Raw genomic sequence first — 18,359 nt, forward strand, 5'->3', positions numbered from 1 at the left:
AAATTATACCTAAGTATTTGGTTTTAAGACACTTAAATATAAGGTTTTTTCTTTTGATTGACTAATTTTTTACCTCATTTATTAATCGAACTCAGGTAATTAAGTCATGAATTATAAATCTATAATGAAGCAAACTGCTTCAATGTCCATTCTGAAATCGCAAAGTTATCTATTCATTGTTTACTTTCTATTCAGTAGCGTTGCTTTTGCCCAACAAAAAGACCAGACCCGATTGAGCGATACGCTCAAAAACTATTCTGCTTATAAACGGAAGTTGACATTTGCAGGCGTATTGCAAACCAGGTATGTTCTTGCGCTGGATAAGGACATTGATATCAATGGTAAAAACTTTGATCCTGAGGCTTCCAAAGCGGTCACGAACTCTTTTCTGGTCAAACGTGCGAGAATAATGGTGAAGGGTGATATCAATGACCACTTTTCAGCCAATATTCTGGCAAACCTTGCCGAATTCAACAGCGATCCAACAAATAAGGTGCTTGAGAATGCCTATATCAAATATTCAATGAACCAGTATTTTCACATTCAAGCCGGTCAGTTTCGCCCTTTTTTTGGCATCGAAGATGTAATGGCAGTTGACATTATTCGTACGCTGGACTTCTCTAACCAATATTATGCCTTTGGTAAAAATGGCTGGCAAAGCTTTCAGACCGGGCTATCTGTTTTGGGCAACGTGGTTCCCGGAGGGAAAATCAGATATTTCGCAGGTGCTTACAATGGCAACAATAAAAATCAATCATCAGATGATAACAATACCAAGAATTTATATGCCAGAATAGAAACGGATTTGCTCAAAGACTTTACCCTTGGGCTGAATGGTGGTACAGGTAGTCTGGCAGCAAGTGGCCCGGGTAAAGCTTATGGCGCAGATGCAACAGCGAAGATTCCCTTATCACAAAAATTTGATCTGCTTTTAATGGCAGAATATAAAAAGGGCGCAAATTTTCTTGCCTATAATGCAGACAAACAAGCGCAGCGATCTGATATCAATCAATATCAGATGCAGGGCTTTTATTTTTTTCCGACCCTGCGTTATAACCATCAAAGCCGTAGGCTTCGGGCCTTAGAGTTCTCCTGCCGGTATGAATACTTTGATGAAAACTACAAGCTCGCCAGTAATCCCAGGCAAACACTCATCCCTAACTTGTCATTGATTTTTGCAGATGATTTCTACGCCGCACTCCAGGTTGGGGTCGCAATAGACCGCTTCAAAAATCAGGTGCCTTTAACGACAACTTATAACCGTAACCTGGGTTACGTTCAGCTACAGATACGCTTTTAACCTAAACAATCATGAAAGAAATTAATCTAAAATCGCTTATCATCACCGTCCTTGTCGGTGTCGCAATCTGGCTGGTGCCAGTACCTGAAGGCGTGAAGCCAAACGCATGGCATTTATTGGCCATTTTCGTGGCTACCATTGTCGGCATCATTTCCAAAGCCGCATCAATGGGTACCATGGCTATTATTGGCATTACCCTATGCGCCGCAACGCAGGTGCTTGCACCAGGCGATCCTGGTAAATCCATCTTAAACGCATTAAGCGGATTCGGAAATTCAACAATCTGGTTGATTGGCTTAGCTTTTTTTATCGCAAGGGGTTTCATCAAAACCGGCCTGGGTACAAGAATAGCCTACAGCTTTATTAAGATATTTGGCAAAAGCCCCTTGGGCCTGGCCTATGGACTGAATACCGCCGACCTGATCTTAGCGCCTGCCATTCCCAGTAATACCGCAAGGGCAGGGGGGGTAATTTTCCCGATCATGAAATCCATTGCGGTAAATATGGGCTCCATACCCGAAAAAGCAGAAACACACCGTAAAATAGGTGCTTTTTTGACTTTGAGCAGCTATAATGCCAACATGATTACTTCAGTGATGTTCCTAACTGCTACGGCAAGTAATCCCATGGCACAAAAGTTTGCACGGGATCTGGGAGTCACCATCACTTGGGGTAGCTGGGCAATTGCCGCCCTGGTTCCGGGGCTAGTCTGTTTTATCCTGGTACCCTTATTTCTATACAAAGTCTTTCCTCCTGAATTAAAGGAGACCAAGGAAGCGCCTGCGATTGCGGCGAAACAACTCCAGGAAATGGGCCCGATGACGATCAAAGAATGGCTAATGGTTGCCACCTTTATTATTCTTTTGGTACTCTGGATATTCGGAAATCTGTTTGCGATTGACGCGACCACCGGCGCCTTAATAGGTCTTTGCATCCTGCTATTGTGTGGCGTACTGACCTGGGAAGACGTTAAATCTGAAAAAGGTGCCTGGGATACCATCGTGTGGTTTTCCTCTCTGGTTATGATGGGATCATTCCTAAATTCCCTGGGTTTTATCGGATGGTTCGGCGAGCTAGTAGGAGGGCAAATGAAAAACTTAAGCTGGCAGCTTGCTTTTCCGGTGATCATTCTGGTCTACTCTTATTGCCACTATATGTTTGCCAGCGCAACCGCGCAGGTCGCGGCCATGTATTCGGTATTTCTGGCCGTAGGAATCGCGGTCGGCGTACCGGGAACAATGCTTGCTATTTTTCTTGGTGCCTGTGCATCGCTCATGGGATCGCTTACCCATTACGGCCATGGTCCGGCACCGATATTTTTCGGAAGTACTTACGTTGATTTGAAGGACTGGTGGAAGCAGGGCTTTTTTATGAGCGTACTCTTCCTGCTGGTTTGGTTTATCGTAGGCGGGATGTGGTGGAAAGTTATCGGTCTTTGGTAGCTAATCAGCATCATTTTAAAAATTGAAACATTCAACTATGAAACAAACAACATTAATTTATAAGCTGATCATGGCGCTCACGGGGCTCTTCCTCTGCTTCTTTCTGATCATCCACTTATTGGGGAATCTCCAGCTGCTTTCACCACCTGAGCTGGCGAGGGAACAATTCAACTGGTATTCTCATCTGCTATCCGGAAACATAGTCATCAAGATCATATCATATGTGCTTTATCTTTCCATTATCGCACATGCGGTTTATGCATTGATTATCACAAGAGTGAATGCAAAAGCGCAGGGCAGTAAATACATCTACGATAAACGCAGCGAGGTAAGTTCATGGAACAGCCGAAACATGGGGATATTGGGTACCATTATATTGATCTTTTTGATCATCCATTTTAAGGATTATTGGTACATCTATAAATTTGGAAACCTTCCGCTAGATGCTGATGGAAATAAAGATCTATACACCATCGTCATCACTTCCTTTCAGCAAGCCTGGTATGTCATCCTATATGAACTATCATTCATCGCTTTAGGATTCCACCTGCTTCATGGGTTTTTTAGTGCGGCCAGAACATTGGGACTATATCACCTTAGATATGCGCAGGCCATTCGCATTGTCGGATGGATTTATTCTCTGGCGATAACCCTGGGCTTTATGCTTATACCCATTTACATTTATTTTAATCTAAATTCCTAATGATAGACGCTAAAATTCCGGCAGGTAATCTTGCTGATAAATGGAGCAATTACAAAGACCGCTCTAAGCTGATCAATCCGGCCAACAGAAAAAAACTGGATATCATTGTTGTTGGAACCGGCCTGGCTGGTTCCTCATGTGCTGCAAGCCTTGCTGAACAGGGATACAACGTCAAAACCTTTTGTTTTCAGGATTCAGCCCGCAGAGCTCACTCCGTTGCAGCACAAGGCGGGGTAAATGCTGCAAAAAACTATAAAAATGATGGAGACAGCGTTTATCGCATGTTCTATGACACAATAAAAGGCGGCGACTTTCGATCACGGGAAGCAAATGTCTACCGGTTAGCAGAATGTTCAATGGCATTAATCGACCAGGCAGTTGCCCAGGGAGTACCTTTCGCCAGAGAATATGCAGGCTATTTGAGCAACCGTTCATTTGGTGGGGTTCAGGTATCCAGAACATTTTATGCCCGGGGTCAGACCGGACAACAGCTATTGATCGGCGCCTACCAGGCATTGATGCGGCAGGAATCATTGGGTAAGGTGAAAACCTATACCCGGCATGAAATGCTCGATCTGGTATTAGTCGATGGTAAGGCAAGAGGCATTATTGCCCGTAACCTGGAAACCGGCGAAATTGAACGTCACGCCGCCAATGCGGTTGTGCTGGCAACTGGAGGTTACGGTAAAGTTTACTATCTGTCAACCCTTGCCATGGGCTGCAATACCTCTGCAATCTGGAGGGCACACAAAAAAGGTGCATTAATGTCTGGCGTAAGCTGGATTCAGTTTCACCCAACCTGTCTGCCACAAATTGGTGAAACCCAGTCCAAGTTGACTTTGATGTCTGAATCGCTTCGGAATGATGGCAGGATCTGGGTGCCAAAAAAAGCATGTGATGAGCGTGTGCCAAATGAAATACCGGAGGAGGAAAGAGATTACTACCTCGAAAGACGTTATCCTACTTTTGGCAATCTTTCCCCAAGGGACATTTCCTCAAGGGCGGCCAAAGAGCGTATTGATGCCGGATGTGGTCTGGGACCAATGAAAAATGCGGTTTGCCTGGACTTTTCGAAGGCCTTAAAAGAACAGGGAAGGGACAAGATTGAAGAGAAATATGGCAACCTGTTTCGGATGTACGAAAAGATAAATGGTATTGATGCCTATAAAGAACCCATGCTGATTTCACCTGCTGCCCATTTCACCATGGGTGGTCTTTGGGTGGACTATGAGCTGATGACTTCGATTCCAGGGCTATTTGCATTGGGTGAAGCTAATTTTTCTGATCACGGAGCCAACCGCCTTGGTGCAAATTCACTCCTGCAATCCTGCGTGGACGGTTATTTCATTGCACCCTATACAATTCCAAATTATCTTTCAGCAGAATTAAAAGCAGAAAAAGTAACTACCGATCATCCTTCATTTTCCGAATCAGAGCAAATGATTAGAGAACAACTCGATAGGTTCATGAATGTGCAGGGCCAACTGTCGGCGGATCATTTTCATAAGACCCTCGGCAAGTTGCTTTATGATAAGTGCGGGCTTTCCAGAACCAGAGAAAGCCTGGAGCAGGCCATCATCGAAATCAAGGCGTTAAAGAAATCCTTTGATCATGAACTGAAAATTACTGGCGATCAACAGGTGAATTCCGAGCTTGAAAAGGCAGGGCGTGTAGCTGACTTTTTGGAGTTGGGCATATTGATGTGTAACGATGCCCTTCAGCGTGAGGAATCCTGCGGAGCACACTTTAGGGAAGAATTTCAGACCGCAGATGGTGAGGCTGTTCGTAATGACCAAGATTTCTGTTACGTCTCCGCATGGGAATGGAAGGGTGAAGATCAGCCGCCGGAGTTGCATAAAGAACCGCTTGTTTTTGAAACCGTTGAACTGACCGTCAGAAGCTATAAATAAAATCTAAAACGAATTACATTATGAAATTAAAGTTGAAAATCTGGCGTCAGGAAAATCGTGAAGCAAAAGGAAATATGATAAGCTACGACGTTGAAGGGATTTCCGAGCATATGTCCTTTTTGGAAATGCTCGACCTTTTGAATGAGCGGTTGATCACAAAAGGGGAAAGGGTGATTGAATTCGATCACGACTGCAGGGAAGGAATCTGCGGCGCCTGCGGGATGATGATTAATGGCAGGGCCCATGGACCATTAAGCGGTACTACTACTTGTCAGCTGCACATGCGAAGTTTTAAAGATGGAGAAACGCTTTACATAGAGCCGTTCAGGGCGGCCGCTTTTCCCGTTTTAAGAGATCTGAAAATTGACCGGACTGCCTTTGATCACGTCATTCAATCTGGAGGTTATGTATCGGCTTCTACCGGACAGGCGCCGGAATCCAATAGTATACTCATACCTCACGATATCACCGAAGCAGCATTTGACGCAGCAGCATGTATTGGCTGCGGCGCATGTGTCGCAACCTGTAAAAATTCGAGTGCTGCCCTGTTTACGTCAGCAAAAATTTCTCATTTGGTATTATTGCCACAGGGAAAGACTGAATCGGCTGACCGTGTGATTCAGATGGTGAACCAAATGGACGAAGAAGGTTTTGGTCATTGTTCAAATACCGATGCCTGTGAAGTAGAATGCCCTCAGGAAATTTCTACCCTTCACATTGGCCGGATGAATTATGAGTACAATAAAGCATTGCTGCTAAGAAAATAGAAAAATGATTACTGTTATTTACTTGATAGTTGCCTTTCTAGTATCTTATATGATATTGGTCATCTTGTTGGAAAAACCAGCGTAGATTGACCCCCTCTCACCGGAAATAAAATTGTTGTTAAGTTTTGCTTGCCTGACTGTTAGTAAATTGGCGGGTAGGGATCAAATCGATTGGTTTTTCCACATTTAGTGTAGAAAACACATTTAGTTGAACCCATATCGCCAATTCCATAAACCTTAAATAACTGATGATTTAAATCAAATTTAACTTCAGTCAGCACGGGTCAGCGGGTTAAGTTTTTTCAGACGCACCTGGAAAACTGCTGTAATAACAATATCAACAAGTAAATAGTCAGGCTAATAGTTGAATGATCCAGAGTTGATTGCCTCTCTTAACTGAAATGGAAATTGTTGTACAATTTGTTTTTTTGTTAGTAAAGCGTCTGGCTTTGATGCAACTTAGCGTTTCTGTTTTTGACAAACGAATATTCTTTGTATTTGATCGTTAAATAGACATACATAAATCTTGAATGTTATGAAATCTGCTTATCTGTATGTTCGCGTGAGCACCGATGAACAAAAAAGAAAAGGCTACTCATTGCCTGAACAGGAGGATCGATTGGTCAAGTATTGTGAATCTAACAAAATAGAGATACGAGGAGTTTATCAAGAAGACTTCTCCGCAAAAACATTCAATAGACCAGAATGGAAAAAATTGCTATTTATATTGAAAAAGCACAAAAATAATGGAGAAAAGAATGTTCTTTGCATTAAGGGGGATAGGTTCAGCCGTAATACGCAGCTTGCCTACGAAATGATTGAGATATTAAGGAAGTGTAACACAAAAGTAATGGCAATCGAACAACCTGTCAATCTCGAAGTTCCAGAAAATACTGTCATGCTTGCTGTCTATTTATCGGTGCCTGAGGCTGAGAATGCAAGAAGAGCATTGAATACTTCCAACGGTATGCGCAGAGCCAAGCTAATGGGGTGATACCCTTGTAGAGCGCCAATAGGTTTTGTTAACCTTACAACTATTGAGGGTAAGAAATACATCGCACCACAATACCCTGAAGCAGCAATCAAAAAAGGATATTTCGTGAGTTAGCCAAGAATAAATACAGATTGTCGGTTGTTAGAAGAATTGCCATTGATAAAGGATTTTTCTGCACATCTTCCTATTTCTCCACTGTCGTGCGTAATCCAGTTTATTGTGGCTTAATTAAAGTTGTGCAGAATGATGGTGAAAGTGAAATGGTTAAAGGCAATCATGAGGCCTTGGTTTCTATATCGACATTTTATGAAGCGCAGGACGTCATTAACACGTATCCGTCTCGTCAAGTAGGTGTTTGAAAACGATTTTATTTTGGTATTAGGCAACATTTGTGGATTCTCGAATGCCTGTAGCTGAATATATTTTCACGGCAGTAGGTTTCCAATTGGATGGTAAGAGTTCATCAATTTTTTCATTTGTAGCAAACAATAGATTGGGCAATCTTTGCAGTGCATCCTGAACGTACGCGAAGGGTTCAATATCATTGAGCGCACAAGATTCGAGAATGGAATACATGATACCGCTACGTTCCGCGGATTGATGATTACCAGCAAATAGCCAATTTTTTCTGCCGAGTGCGACGCCACGAAAGCGGTTTTCCAACAGATTATTATCGATGAGAATCCGGGGATTGGTAGCATAGTATGTAAACTTATCCCATCTCTTGAGCATATAGCGGCAGGCAGTTGCGATGAGTGATTTCGGGTTAAGTTCTTTTTCCTGCAGCTGTGCCCACTGTTTTATATTTTCGAGCATTGGCACGGAGAAGGTTGTCCTTAAACGCAGGACCTAATCAAGTTCTGCCATGTTTTCCCTGGCCATGGCCTCCACCCGGTACAGTTCACGGATCATGTCCAGGGCTGCTGTTGCACGTCTTTTATCACTGTCCATGGCCTTCGTAAAATTTCTTCTAGCGTGCGACCAGCAGCAAACATGTCTCATATTGGCCTTGTTCCTTAACACCGTGTCGTAAGCGCCATATGCATCCGTCTGAAAGACGCCATGGAAATCACCCAGAAAGGCATCCGGATATTCCGCGGCCCTTCCCTCACCATATTCCATTAACACCAGTTTTTCCAATGGCGCATGATATCCCCATAGATAACCTTGATGTTTCCCTGATTTTTTAAGTGGATCCAGTACTTTTATTGTTGTTTCGTCTCCCTGAACATAGCTTGCGTTAAGTACTTTATGTTTTATCCGGCTGTAAATAATGGCTAGCAGATTGATGGATTCCTTTACCCAGCTGCCCACTGTAGAGGTATTGACTATATTTTCTCCATAACGGTTAAGCATTTTCACCTGGCGATAATAAGGGAGGTGGTCACAAAATCGGGCAACCAGGATATAGGCTAAAAGGCCGGCTCCAGCGACTCCTTTATGAATGGGCCTTTGCGGCATGGCTGCAATGGCTACGCTTTTTGTTTTGGGATCTGCAAAACGAGTTCTGGTGATCACCCGTACAAAAAAGCTTCCGGGGCGATAATCCAGTTCCTGGGTTACCTCCGCATCTATCGGGGTCATTCCATCATGATAATCTTCAGGAAGGATCTCTACATATTCACGTGGAAGGGTTTCACTCAGTGCTTTTCTGCCGGTAGGCTTTACCAGGCGTATTGATTTTTTATTGATCTTTTCCTTAACAATGCCCAGAGGAACCATGCTTTGTTTAATCTTGGATTCTACCTGTGGCAATCCATCAAAGGGCAGCTCCGGCTGCGCGGTATCAAGGTCAAGCTGTGCGAGTGAGCCGACGTGCCGCTCTGATTTTTTCCCCCAGATCAGCTGGCGGTATTCCTCGATTGTCTGACGATCTGTAAAACGTCCATCCTCCAACTCCTGAACGCGCAGATTCAGGGTAGCAGCAAGCGCCATATACTTCCCTAAAAGATCTGTAACATGCAGAAATTCTGTTTCTGTCAGGGTGCTGAATATCGGAATTCTTTCTTGCATTAATACCTTAAAAATATGCATTTAAATACGTTAAATCAAGGTTTTTTCAGTAAAAAAAGAATTATTTAACCTTATTTTTTTTCATCCCGGTAAGCCTTTGTTTTACGAAGGGCGGCTATAACTTTTTCAGCTTCTTCGTGCTCCTTCTCAAGCGCCTTGATCTGCTCAGATCGCTGCGCTACGATTTCGACTTGTGTATGATACTCACTTACTATGGCATTGAAATCAGCCTCTGTCAGGTCTTTAAATTCAGGATATTGGTCTTTGCTATTCATGGCATAAAAATAACAAATCCATTCTGGAAAACTCAACCGTTTTGCTGATAGCGCTTGCGGTAGACCACACTTTCGAGTTTAATGCCCTGAAGGATCATTTGTAGCTTCATCCTGGTCAGGGTCACCTGTTTTTTATTTTCGTCCGTAACGGGCCGCTCAAATGTACCGGCTTCCAGTCTTTTGTGATAAATACAGAATCCATCCCCTTCCCATAAGAGAAGTTTTACCTGGTTTCGCCGTTTGTTAATGAAAATGTATACCTGATGATTCATCGGATCCTGATTCATTTCGTTTCTGACCAAGCCACATAAACCCTCAAAGGTACGCCGCATGTCTGCATTACCCATGAAGAGATAAAACTGCAAATGGCTCGCAAGCGACAACAGGCTCATGAAATCAATGCTTTCAGATACGATGGGGTGAGGGCGCCACGTAAGGTCATTCGCATGCCTGTGGGTAGGTCCAGGATAACTTCCAGCTCTGAATTATAGGCTTCGCTCACATGAACAGGAAGAAATCCGGTTAATTTAGGCTTCTCTACTTTTGGCTTTTTACCATATACCCAGTAGCGAAGACTGGTAAGTGGGACCCCGCATTGCTTACTAAAGGAACGTAGATCAAGCTTGCTGGCTTTCCACTGATCAATAAAATTAGCGCGTTCTGATAAGGTGTAATTTTTTGGCTGATTCATTTCGTTTAATCTTTCGACAAAACTAAATTATAGATAGTGTTGATTATGTACCTACTTTACAGGACGCATACCTTCAAGTGATCCTGAGAAAGTCCGTTCAGTTGAGGTAGTTTATCTTCTCCTCCTTTTAGAAGATGGTTCTTGATTCAATTCGGAAGTTATATCTTCCTGTAGTTTCGATAATCTCTCCTCTAGAAAAGGCAGGATATTTTTTATTGCCCAATTTGGCATCTGCTTTTCTTTGAAAAGAAATCTGCCCGTATGTTCAACAGAAAGGATTAAATCAGGACCTCCAATGGGTTTAACATCATACAGATATAATCTATCAAATAATTCCAAATTTGATTTTAATAATGTAAACGTGTTGTGGTACATTTGGAATATTGTTTTGTCAGAAACAAAATGTCCTCCAGCGTTAAATCTTTGGTCTGCCCTACTCCAGCATAAGTTTACATCTTCAGTGAAAAATAGATGTAACTGAATGATATTTTTTGGTTTGTAGGTAATTAGTTGCTTTAAATCCTCATATTGCCAATTGAATCCGAGATTGGTTTCGTAACCGAAATTCTTATTGGTATCTAAAACTTCAAATATTTCTTTTTTAAACTTATCACTTCCAGCTTTGTCAGGGTCGGAATTATTTTGTTCCCTATATTTTAGGTAAAAGTAGTCTTGATTAAGATATAATTCACCATTCACTAAAATGGATTCTGATGCTGAAGTTTTACCAATTCCTGGTGGTCCGGCAATCACAATTATTTCAGCCATTTAATCAATAAATTCTATTTTACCATCATTATATTCAGCTATCATTTTATTATCTGAAGCTCTTCGGTAAACCAATGGCTGATTGCGGGAAAATATGTTTTCCCTAATATTCATTTCTTGCCATTTTTTATATTCTTCTTGAAGCTCGGGGCTCATTTCCCAATAGTCCTTTTTGAACTTATCAGGCTTTTTCCCATATTGCAATTTAATTTCTGTTTCCATGTCGCTAATATTTAGATCATTTTTTAATCCCTTATGGCTAAAAAGTACATCCACTCGTAACTTAATTTTGGTCGCTCTTCAAAACTGAAAAGTAGCCTTTCAATATTCTTAGTGCGGTTAAACATTGTCAAACCAAATATAATGTAATTTGTTTGGGTAGACAAGAATCTCGGATAAAACAAATATCGAAATTGATTTGATCAAAGAAGGTTATGTTAGGCAAATCCAGAAAGTAAATTAGAGGTCAATGACCCGGAAATCTCCAACTGTTGACAAGGTGCTCAGTGATGTTGTACTAGATGATAATATAAGAATATATTGTTTCTAAAAATCCAATTAGAGAATTAAATAAGATTTTCTCATTTTCTGATCGGAAGTGATTTTAGATTAAACAAAAGACATTTGGAGTTAGGGTGTAATGTGGAAAAAGTCCTCTAAAGTGTAAAAGCCCATCTTTCGATGAGCTTTTACTCAGTAGAGTCGACCATACGTCGATCTAACTTTTATACCGACTTCGAAGACACGATTCATCGAGTGGAGGCTTATTACGAAAAGTATGGCGACTACAATTTGTATCCGTAGCATTTTTATGTAATTATAGACGTTCTTGACCTGATAATTTAAAGGATAACCCAAATCCAAACTTCATGAATGTTGCGGATGCGCAAACACTAGCAGACTGGGTTAAAAAAGGCGGTGTACTTTTTTTGCTCGCCAACGATGAGGTAAATGCTGATTTGATACATTTCAACATCCTGGCTAAAAAATTTGGTTTTGAGTTTAACAATGATTTGATTCTGCATGTAACTAATGATAAGCATTTCGCAGATGGTGCATTGAATACTGGAAAAAGCGCAGTATTCCCAACTTCAAAAAAGATCTTTATTAAAGATGCTTCATCAATCAAGATCACCACCAAAGCCAGGTCTGTTTTAAAAACGCCAAAGGGAGAAAATGTAGTGGTTGTCTCTAAATATGGAAAAGGAACCGTTCTGGCCGTTGGAGATCCGTGGTTGTATAATGAATATACAAATGGGAGGCTCCCGGTTGATTTCCAGAATGATCTAGCAGCAAATGATATTGCCAATTTTTTGATAAGTAAATCAAGAAAAAAGTAAGGGTGTTAAAACGATATGCAGCGCTAATACAATTTAGATAAAAGTTTATTCGATATGCGGGAATGGATAGAAATGTTATGATTAAAGGGATGATTCTGGCTATTTGGGTGGTGTTACTAATGGCATCCTGTAGATCTAAACCTAACTCAGTGTCAAGCATGAAAGGTATTACCCGTGAACATACTTGTTCATCAGGTCTGCCCTCCCGTTTCGGGGCACGCTCACCGGTAGCTGACACATTAACTAAGTTCAAATCAAGGCCTGCTCCTGGGGTAAGATGCATTTTAAAAAGATAGTGTAATGAAAGCAGAAGTTAGAAATAGGAAATTACCGGTTGTGATACTAACTCTTATCGCCGTTATATCAATATTTTCGGCAAAGGCTCAAACAGGCTCACGTCCGAATATACTCATCATTATGACGGACCAACAGACTGCTGACGCAATGAGTGCTGCAGGGAACAGCGATCTAAAAACTCCAGCAATGGACAGATTGGCGGAAAATGGCGTTCGCTTTACCAAAGCGTATTGCGCCCAACCGCTGTGCACGCCATCACGTACGGCTATTTTTAGTGGTAAAATGCCATTTGAAACTGGTTTCATTGGTAATTCACCAGAAAAAGATGGCCAGTGGCCCGATAGTTGCTGATGATGGGTAAGCTATTTCAGCAAGGGGGATATCAAACTGGTTATGTAGGCAAATGGCACCTGCACGTCCCAACAACTAAGGTTGTTCATGGATTTGGGTATATCGAAAATACTGATTTTTTGGATTATAACGATGGTGCAACGCCTTCATATTGCGCCAGATTTATTAAGCAAAACGCGAAGAAGCCATTTTTGCTGGTGGCGTCTTTTTTGAATCCACATGATATTTGCGAGTGGGCAAGGGGTGAGGAAATGAAGATGGATGTTCTGACCGATGCCCCACCAGCAGCGCAATGTCCAACTTTGCCGGCCAATTGGGGAGTGCCTGCAAATGAACCGAAAATTGTTCGGGATCAACAGAGGACAGTTGGGTTACGAACCTATCCATCGGTAAATTACAGCCCTGAAAAATGGCGCCAATACCGTTGGGCCTACAATCGTTTGGTCGAAAAAGTTGATAAATATATCGAGCAGGTGCTCTACACACTTAAAAAGTATGGTGTCGAAAAAAACACCATCATTATTTTTACCGCTGATCATGGAGATGGATACGCCGGACACAGTTGGAACCAAAAACAGATTTTGTACGAAGAGGCATCAAAAGTACCATTTATCATTGCAAAAATGGATGGTACGATAAATCCGCGTACTGATGATATGCTGGTATGCAACGGGATAGACATCATTCCCACCATTTGTGGGATTGCTGGCATTTCAAAACCAATTTACCTATAAGGATTGGATCTAAGTAAACGCCTGGCCGAGCCAGCCAAGAATTTGCGTGATATTTTGGTTATTGAAACAGATTTCGCCGATAACGATGTATTATTGGGTATTAGCGGCAGAGCGGTCATTACAAAGGATTTTAAGTACATTGTCTACAACAGGGGTGAGATCAGGGAACAATTGTTCGATTTGGCCAATGACCCAGGTGAGATTATCAATTTGGCGGTAGATCAAAGGTATAGAAAGAAATTATTCTCCTTACGTACGTATCTTAAAAGTTGGTGCAAACTAAACGGTGATCAATTTATGGCAAAATTGTAAACAATCGTTTAATTGCATTACTTTACTGGTTTGGATAAGTTAAAATTTCGATTTAAAATATTTGCACAATATGTTAAAAGATTTTAGCACATCCAACGATGTCTTTTTCCAAATCGATTCTTTTTTAGGCATTCAAAATACAATCTTTAGGGTATTCTCAACTGGCCTTCTTGGTCTTAATCTTGGCATTGTCAACATGATCAAAACTTAACAGAAAAAGAACTTTTATTTAATAAACAATGTTTAGTTTTGCTAAACAATTTATTCTGATTATTATTGATCAAAATTCACCATTTCAGCTATTGTATCCGGTCTTAGGGCCATTTTGACAAAAAGTACAACTGTGCACAATGCAAGTTTCACTGCAAATAAAATGATATAGATAATTATGAAGCACTTTAAAAGGAGTGCTGCTCGAAATGCAATAGAATAATAGGTGAATATTGGAATACATTCGGTGTCGAAGTTATCGCTCTAGATAACTACTGGATATGCATGATGATAATAAAGACTATGATAAAAAAAAGTATCGATAATGATTAAAATAGCTAAGTTAAAAACGATTGCAATATTGACAATATTGCTGGGTCCTTATATTTTATATGCGAAAGATTTCAAGGTAAAATCACCAAACGGCCAAAATGTTGTCATTGTAAAATGTGAAACATCAATCAGCTTTAGCATCAGTAATCGTAACGCGAATATTATCGACGTAAGTAATATAGCGTTGAACTTGGATGTTGCCCAGCTGAGCGAAAACCCAAATGTGGAATCGGTTAAATACACAAGTCATGCAGGTACCATTAATGTAGAGGTTCCTACAAAATTCAAGACCATCAAAGAAAGCTATAATCAGCTTGAATTGGAGTTTTTGAACAACATTAGCCTCGTATTTAGAGTTTATGATAATGGGGTGGCGTATCGTTTTGAAACCCGGTTGACAAATAAGGAAATTTTGGTAAATAGCGAATCTTTCTCATTTGATGTGAAAGCGGCAAGGAATACCATTTGGCCCTATGAGTTTGATAAGCAGCCCGATCCGATGCAATCGAGCTTTCAATATGGTTTTAAAGATATACCGTATCAGCAAATTGATTCAACAACTGTGGGTTTGCCAGCTTACTTTACGGCCAGTAATGGATCAAAAGTAGTTTTTACCGAATCCGATTTACTGGATTATCCAAATGTCTTCATTAAAAAGGCAGGAGCGCTGACAGGTAAATTTCCACATCCCATTTTGGAACAAAGGCAAATTAGCGATAGAAAAATTCAAATTGTCAAGGTTGCAGACTACATTGCCAAAACTGAGGGAACGAGAACCTATCCATGGCGCTTATGGATGATTGATAATGATGACGCCGGCTTGCTCACCAATAATTTGGTGTTTCAATTGGCAACACCTTCAAAAATAAAGGAGACCGGTTTTATCAAACCTGGAAAAGTTGCCTGGGACTGGTGGAACTACAATAACATCTATGGTGTCGATTTTCGTGCGGGACTGAACACAAAGACCTATAAATATTACATTGACTTTGCATCGAGGTTTGGTTTAGAATATCTTCTGATTGATGAAGGTTGGACAAGATCAACTACTGATTTAACACACACCAACCCTAACATCGACATTAGGGAAATTGTGCGATATGGGAAGGAAAAAAATGTGGATATATTGGTATGGGTACTTTGGGGAGGATTGGATAAGAAGATGGAAGAAATTTTAGACGTGTATGAAAATTGGGGCCTAAAAGGTATCAAGGTAGATTTTATGGGACGTGGAGAACAATACATAGTCAATTTTTACCAGCGCCTAGCGGAAGCTTGCGCCAAAAGGAAAATGATGGTCGATTTTCATGCTGCTTATAAACCAACTGGATTAGGTCGTACCTATCCAAACGTAATGACCTATGAAGGGGTGCAAGGCTTAGAAACCGTTAAATGGGAAAGCACCGTTACGCCATCGCACGACGTAAACTTGCCTTTTACGCGTATGATGGCCGGACCCATGGACTACACGCCTGGGGCCATGAAAAATGCAAACGAGAAAAATTTCTATCCAGTATTCACTGAGCCGATGAGCATGGGTACTCGGGCACACCAAACTGCACTTTATGTGGTTTTTGAAAGTCCCTGGATGATGATGTCCGATAGCCCATCAAATTATTTAAAGGATGTTGCCTACACCGATTATCTCTCGAGATTCCCCACTATTTGGGACGAAACTAAAGTGCTGTATGCCAATGCTGGCAAAGCTGTAATTACAGCACGACGCTTTGGGAAAAAATGGTACGTAGGTGGCATCACATACTGGAAAAAATTTGAGACTCAGATCGATTTTACCTTTTTAGGTAAGGGAAATTATGAGGCGCAAATATTAGCTGATGGAATAAATGCAGACCGTGTGGCCGAAGACTACAGAATTACCACACGAGCGGTGAACAGGACAGATAAATATGAGGTAAAGATGGCCCCTGGTGGCGGCTTCACCATCATTCTTTCACCTATGGATAATCAATAGGACGATTCCAGTAACTCTAAATCTAGCACGTTAGTAATTTGTACCGAATATAAACTATACATTGTTTAGTATTTGTTAATATCCTGACAGAATTGGTTAATTTAGCGTTAGTCTGTTCAGTTGTTCCCAATTAACTTGGGGCAATAAACTCAGCCTAGTTAACCAAAGCCTTTAAAATGACCTTATATAATTCATGACTTTACCACATCTTTACCAATTTGAACTTGGACTTTCTAGCCCCATCAAAGCCACACGCGTTAAGCTATTAACGGTTGCAATAGTCTTGATGATTTGCAATATGAAGGCAATAGCACAGACCACATTGCTCAGTCAGAAAACTAAATATACGATGGCGGATACCTTAAGGGGTTCTCTCACGAAAGAACGCACTTGGTGGGATGTACAGCGATATGAAGTTTATGTAAAGCCAGATTATAATGCATTGAGCATAGTTGGCTCCAACGAGATCAGGTACAAGGTTGTAAGACCAAATGAAGGTAACATTAAGATGCAGATAGACCTTCAGGATCCCTTGACTATTGACAGCGTGATCTATAATAATAGAATCAGGCTGGCCTTTAATAAGCAAGCAGGCGTTTGGTATCTTACAGTACCTGCTCAGCTTATCGGCGATACCAATCGTATCAAGATTTTCTACGGCGGTAAAGTGCACCGGGCAATCACTCCTCCCTGGGATGGTGGATTTATCTTCGCGAAGGATTCCTTGAACCGCCCATATATGTCTGTAGCCTGCCAGGGCTTGGGCGCCTCCATCTGGTTCCCGAATAAAGATCATCAAAGTGATGAACCAGATCTTGGCGCTTCATTGACTATGGTAGTACCTGACAGTTTGGTAGCCATTGGTAACGGGCGTCTTGTGGCCAAGATACGGAATGGAGACGGCACGGCAACCTATAAATACAATGTAAATAATCCCATAAATAACTATTGCATCATCCCCTATATCGGTAAATATGTTAATTTTAGGGAGGTTTATAGGGGTCTGAAAGGTCCGTTAGATGTCAATTACTGGGTCTTGGATTATAATCTGGCCAAGGCAAGGATATTTATGCCAGATCAGGTTCATAAAATGTTTAAGGCCTTGGAGCACTGGTTTGGACCGTATCCATTCTACGGGGACGGTTACCAATTGATCGATGCGCCACACACCGGTATGGAGCACCAATCTGCAGTTTCTTATGGCAACCGGTATGCATTCGGCTATCGGGGCAGGGATATGTCTGGGGGATATGGATGGGGTCTGAAATTTGATTTCATCATCGTTCACGAAAGCGGCCATGAGTGGTTTGGAAACAACATCACATCGAAAGATCTTGCCGATATGTGGATACATGAAAGTTTCACCAACTACAGCGAAACACTTTTCACTGAGTATTCATGGGGTAAGGTTGCAGGTAATGAATATAATTATGGTACGAGAAAATTTATCGTAAATGATGGGCCAATCATTCCCGCATATCAGGTTAATGGGCATGGAAGTGGGGATATGTATTACAAGGGAGGCAACATGATTCATTCCATCAGACATAGCATTAACAACGATAAGCTCTTTAGAGCGATGCTAATCGGGATGAATACCAAATTCAAGGGCAAGACGGTAACTGCAAAAGATATCTATAGTTACATCAACCAGCAGGCTAAATTTAATTTCGACAAGGTATTTGAGCAATATTTGACTACCACTCAAGTTCCTCAATTTGATCTCTATTTTAAAAAAAACCAACTGTTCTATCGCTATAGCAATTGCGTTAACGGATTTAATCTTCCAATTTCAATTGGCAGTAAAGATACGGCAATAAGGATTATTCCCTCCCAAAGATGGCAAAGTATTCATTTGACAAATGGACAAAGGAAGATTTTCAATCCATCTCATATAAATTTTATGTATTATCTGAATGTAAAGGAAGGTAAAGGTTAGCCTCTGGC

General features: G+C 41.2%; 19 protein-coding genes and 1 pseudogene. 13 read left to right on the forward strand and 7 right to left on the reverse strand.

Annotated features, from left to right (window positions below):
• Positions 1 to 142 precede the first annotated feature (142 nt).
• From OQZ33_RS05265 to OQZ33_RS24445, 7 genes are all read left to right on the forward strand, one after another.
• Complete coding sequence (locus OQZ33_RS05265; RefSeq protein ID WP_265798008.1) at positions 143 to 1,300, forward strand: porin; 1,158 nt, start codon at positions 143 to 145, stop codon at positions 1,298 to 1,300.
• Between the two features lie 11 nt (positions 1,301 to 1,311).
• On the forward strand, positions 1,312 to 2,742 hold the full coding sequence (locus OQZ33_RS05270) for an anion permease (RefSeq protein ID WP_265798010.1): 1,431 nt from the start codon (positions 1,312 to 1,314) through the stop codon (positions 2,740 to 2,742).
• A 37-nt stretch (positions 2,743 to 2,779) separates the two neighbouring features.
• Positions 2,780 to 3,445 (forward strand): succinate dehydrogenase cytochrome b subunit, encoded by a 666-nt coding sequence (locus OQZ33_RS05275; protein WP_265798011.1) that lies wholly within the window; start codon positions 2,780 to 2,782, stop codon positions 3,443 to 3,445.
• The gene (locus OQZ33_RS05280) at positions 3,445 to 5,355 is read left to right on the forward strand and encodes a fumarate reductase/succinate dehydrogenase flavoprotein subunit (protein ID WP_265798012.1); all 1,911 of its coding nucleotides are present in this window, start codon (positions 3,445 to 3,447) and stop codon (positions 5,353 to 5,355) included. Before OQZ33_RS05275 ends, OQZ33_RS05280 begins: the two co-directional genes overlap by 1 nt.
• A gap of 20 nt (positions 5,356 to 5,375) precedes the next feature.
• Positions 5,376 to 6,122, forward strand: coding sequence for a succinate dehydrogenase/fumarate reductase iron-sulfur subunit (locus OQZ33_RS05285; RefSeq protein ID WP_265798013.1), 747 nt, complete (start codon positions 5,376 to 5,378; stop codon positions 6,120 to 6,122).
• Between the two features lie 535 nt (positions 6,123 to 6,657).
• Positions 6,658 to 7,116 carry a recombinase family protein gene (locus tag OQZ33_RS05290; protein WP_265798014.1) on the forward strand — a complete coding sequence of 153 codons (459 nt, stop codon included), beginning with the start codon at positions 6,658 to 6,660 and terminating at the stop codon, positions 7,114 to 7,116.
• 131 nt (positions 7,117 to 7,247) lie between these two features.
• A complete protein-coding gene (locus OQZ33_RS24445) occupies positions 7,248 to 7,475 on the forward strand; it encodes a recombinase family protein (RefSeq protein WP_416338742.1) in 228 nt (75 codons plus the stop codon).
• Positions 7,476 to 7,494: 19 nt separating this feature from the next.
• Here OQZ33_RS24445 and OQZ33_RS05295 read toward each other — a convergent pair whose 3' ends face one another.
• From OQZ33_RS05295 to OQZ33_RS05325, 7 genes and pseudogenes are all read right to left on the reverse strand, one after another.
• On the reverse strand, positions 7,495 to 7,692 hold the full coding sequence (locus OQZ33_RS05295) for a transposase domain-containing protein (protein WP_265798385.1): 198 nt from the start codon (positions 7,690 to 7,692) through the stop codon (positions 7,495 to 7,497).
• Between the two features lie 24 nt (positions 7,693 to 7,716).
• Positions 7,717 to 9,150, reverse strand: a pseudogene (gene tnpC / locus OQZ33_RS05300) (IS66 family transposase); the annotation flags it as partial.
• Between the two features lie 50 nt (positions 9,151 to 9,200).
• The gene (locus tag OQZ33_RS05305; protein ID WP_265798015.1) at positions 9,201 to 9,440 is read right to left on the reverse strand and encodes a hypothetical protein; all 240 of its coding nucleotides are present in this window, start codon (positions 9,438 to 9,440) and stop codon (positions 9,201 to 9,203) included.
• Positions 9,437 to 9,796, reverse strand: a complete 360-nt coding sequence (gene tnpB, locus OQZ33_RS05310) for an IS66 family insertion sequence element accessory protein TnpB (RefSeq protein ID WP_265798016.1) — start codon at positions 9,794 to 9,796, stop codon at positions 9,437 to 9,439. The genes OQZ33_RS05305 and tnpB overlap by 4 nt, the downstream gene beginning before the upstream one ends.
• Entirely contained in the window at positions 9,793 to 10,095 is a 303-nt protein-coding gene (gene tnpA / locus OQZ33_RS05315) for an IS66 family insertion sequence element accessory protein TnpA (protein WP_265798017.1), read from the reverse strand. Before tnpA ends, tnpB begins: the two co-directional genes overlap by 4 nt.
• Before the next feature lie 111 nt (positions 10,096 to 10,206).
• Entirely contained in the window at positions 10,207 to 10,863 is a 657-nt protein-coding gene (locus OQZ33_RS05320) for a hypothetical protein (RefSeq protein WP_265798018.1), read from the reverse strand.
• Complete coding sequence (locus OQZ33_RS05325) at positions 10,864 to 11,085, reverse strand: hypothetical protein (protein WP_265798019.1); 222 nt, start codon at positions 11,083 to 11,085, stop codon at positions 10,864 to 10,866.
• Between the two features lie 647 nt (positions 11,086 to 11,732).
• Here OQZ33_RS05325 and OQZ33_RS05330 point away from each other — a divergent pair.
• From OQZ33_RS05330 to OQZ33_RS05355, 6 genes are all read left to right on the forward strand, one after another.
• Complete coding sequence (locus OQZ33_RS05330; RefSeq protein ID WP_265798020.1) at positions 11,733 to 12,203, forward strand: hypothetical protein; 471 nt, start codon at positions 11,733 to 11,735, stop codon at positions 12,201 to 12,203.
• A 417-nt stretch (positions 12,204 to 12,620) separates the two neighbouring features.
• Positions 12,621 to 12,851 (forward strand): sulfatase-like hydrolase/transferase, encoded by a 231-nt coding sequence (locus OQZ33_RS05335; RefSeq protein ID WP_265798021.1) that lies wholly within the window; start codon positions 12,621 to 12,623, stop codon positions 12,849 to 12,851.
• Positions 12,851 to 13,585, forward strand: a complete 735-nt coding sequence (locus OQZ33_RS05340) for a sulfatase (RefSeq protein WP_265798022.1) — start codon at positions 12,851 to 12,853, stop codon at positions 13,583 to 13,585. The genes OQZ33_RS05335 and OQZ33_RS05340 overlap by 1 nt, the downstream gene beginning before the upstream one ends.
• 3 nt (positions 13,586 to 13,588) lie before the next feature.
• The gene (locus OQZ33_RS05345; protein ID WP_265798023.1) at positions 13,589 to 13,897 is read left to right on the forward strand and encodes a hypothetical protein; all 309 of its coding nucleotides are present in this window, start codon (positions 13,589 to 13,591) and stop codon (positions 13,895 to 13,897) included.
• 535 nt (positions 13,898 to 14,432) lie between these two features.
• A complete protein-coding gene (locus tag OQZ33_RS05350; protein WP_265798024.1) occupies positions 14,433 to 16,412 on the forward strand; it encodes a glycoside hydrolase family 97 protein in 1,980 nt (659 codons plus the stop codon).
• Between the two features lie 193 nt (positions 16,413 to 16,605).
• Positions 16,606 to 18,351: a M1 family metallopeptidase gene (locus tag OQZ33_RS05355; RefSeq protein ID WP_265798025.1), complete on the forward strand. Its 1,746-nt coding sequence runs from the start codon at positions 16,606 to 16,608 to the stop codon at positions 18,349 to 18,351.
• Positions 18,352 to 18,359 lie beyond the last annotated feature (8 nt).

The organism is Pedobacter sp. MC2016-05 (assembly GCF_026239735.1).
Taxonomy (GTDB): Bacteria; Bacteroidota; Bacteroidia; order Sphingobacteriales; family Sphingobacteriaceae; genus Pedobacter.